Here is a 1,952-nt window from a genome sequence, read left to right on the forward strand (position 1 = left end):
TTTATCAGTGGGGTCCGTTCTTGGACTCGCCGGGGGAGTTACCGGTTGGCTAATGATGAGTGGTTCAAACATGTGGATCGCGATCTTGGCAGGATTATTTGTAGGTGTACTAATTGGTACCATCAATGGACTCATAATTACTAAACTAGGAATTTCGGCCTTTTTAGTGACCTTTTCCATGCTCTATATGGCACGGGGACTGTTATTCCTGCTCACTAAAGATGAACCCGTTCGTAATTTTGTCACTCCAGAATTTGCATTTCTTGCTCAGGGAAAAGTACTGGGAATTCCGATGCCAGTCTTGATCACATTGGTCATTTTCCTGTTATTGTATTTTATATTCAAATCTACCAGTTATGGACGTTTTGTTATAGCTACAGGTTCCAATACAGAAGCAGCACGCTTATCTGGTGTGTCTACTGATAGAATCAAAATAAGTGTGTATGCACTTTCGGGATTACTTGCTGCAGTAGCTGGTATCCTGCTGACTTCACGTCTAACGTCAGTGCAGCCATTAATGGGATCTGAATATGAGCTAAATGCTATCGCTGCAGCAGTCATTGGCGGTACAAGTTTGTTTGGCGGCAAGGCAAGTGTGGTTGGGGTGGCTATTGGTGCTCTCATACTTGGACTTGTGTCAAACGGCTTGGATCTCCTTTCCGTGAACCAGTTTTATCGTTTAATCATTACTGGGCTAATCATTATTATTGCAGTAGCTATTGAACGTTATTTAGCTGCAAAAAACTGATTTGAGCCCTAACATCAATAATAAAGAGACTTCAGAGGAGGGTGTGAAATTGGAATATAAAGGTTTAGAAACGATTGATAGGCAAAACGGATTTGGGTTTCCATTAAAAATCGATCGACACCTCCTGGGCCTCTCCATTGTCCTAGGAGTAATCATAGTAGTAATGTCATTTGTCTCGGGAAATTTTTTAACTCATACAAATCTTTTAAACGTGTTACAACAAGCTTCTTTCGTCATGATATTGGCATTCGGTATGACTTTTGTCCTTTCAACAGGCGGTATTGATTTATCGGTTGGATCCATATGTGGTATATGTGGTGGAATGGTTGCATGGTTACTTAAACAGGATGTTCATGTTGTCATAGCTGTTGCAGCTGCTTTACTCCTTGGTTTATTCATAGGTGCAGTAAATGGGCTTACCATTACTAAATTATTTTTATCTCCTTTTATGGCTACTTTAGCAATGATGATTATTCTACGAGGTATCTTATACGTTTGGACTGGAGCCATTCCTTTCCGTTCATACATGACAAATGGTTTTCAATTTCTTGGTTCAGGACGTATTTTTGGAGTGCAGTTTCCTGTTATTGTAGCGGTTGTTCTACTTATTGTGCTCCTAATCATATATCGAAAAATGAAATTTGGTCGCCATATTCTTGCGCTGGGAAGTAGTGAAGAGGCGGTTCGTATATCGGGTATCAAAGTCGATATGCTGCGTATTAAGGTATATGCACTATCTGGACTTACCGCTGCTGTAGCAGGTGTTCTTCTTGCTTCGCGCCTTACCACAGTAAATCCTGAAATGGGAAAGGGCTACGAGTTAGAGGCTATTGCTGCAGCTATCATCGGAGGAACAGCTTTAGCTGGTGGTAAAGGAACCTTAATCGGAACTGCACTCGGAGCCATTATTTTATTTATGATTAAAAATGCTATGAATCTTAAAAATGTGAATCCGTATTGGGAGACTATAGTTATAGGTTTAATTATTCTTCTTGCAGTAGCTGTACCCATTTTAGCCGGTTACTTCAAAGGCAAAGTGAAAAATTCATAGAGAACAAGATTTTTTCACGAGTATGTAACAATGGAAATTTTTTTAAAAATTGATTTAAAGGGGGTGAGACAGAAAGATTTTATTCCGTGCATATCTTAGATGGTGGGCAGGGACGCGTTAAGCTGTACATGCAAAAAATTTAATTTATAATTT

Annotated in this window: 2 protein-coding genes; both read left to right on the plus strand. The window is 39.7% G+C overall.

Annotated features, from left to right (window positions below; translation table 11 throughout):
* A partial coding sequence (locus tag FKP33_RS26600) for an ABC transporter permease (RefSeq protein ID WP_141336817.1) occupies nt 1-748 on the plus strand: 748 nt, incomplete at its 5' end.
* A 49-nt stretch (nt 749-797) separates the two neighbouring features.
* Nucleotides 798-1,799 (plus strand): ABC transporter permease, encoded by a 1,002-nt coding sequence (locus FKP33_RS26605; protein ID WP_141336818.1) that lies wholly within the window; start codon nt 798-800, stop codon nt 1,797-1,799.
* Nucleotides 1,800-1,952: the final 153 nt, after the last annotated feature.

The organism is Paenibacillus sp. tmac-D7, assembly GCF_006519665.1.
Classification (GTDB): domain Bacteria; phylum Bacillota; class Bacilli; order Paenibacillales; family NBRC-103111; genus Paenibacillus_G; species Paenibacillus_G validus.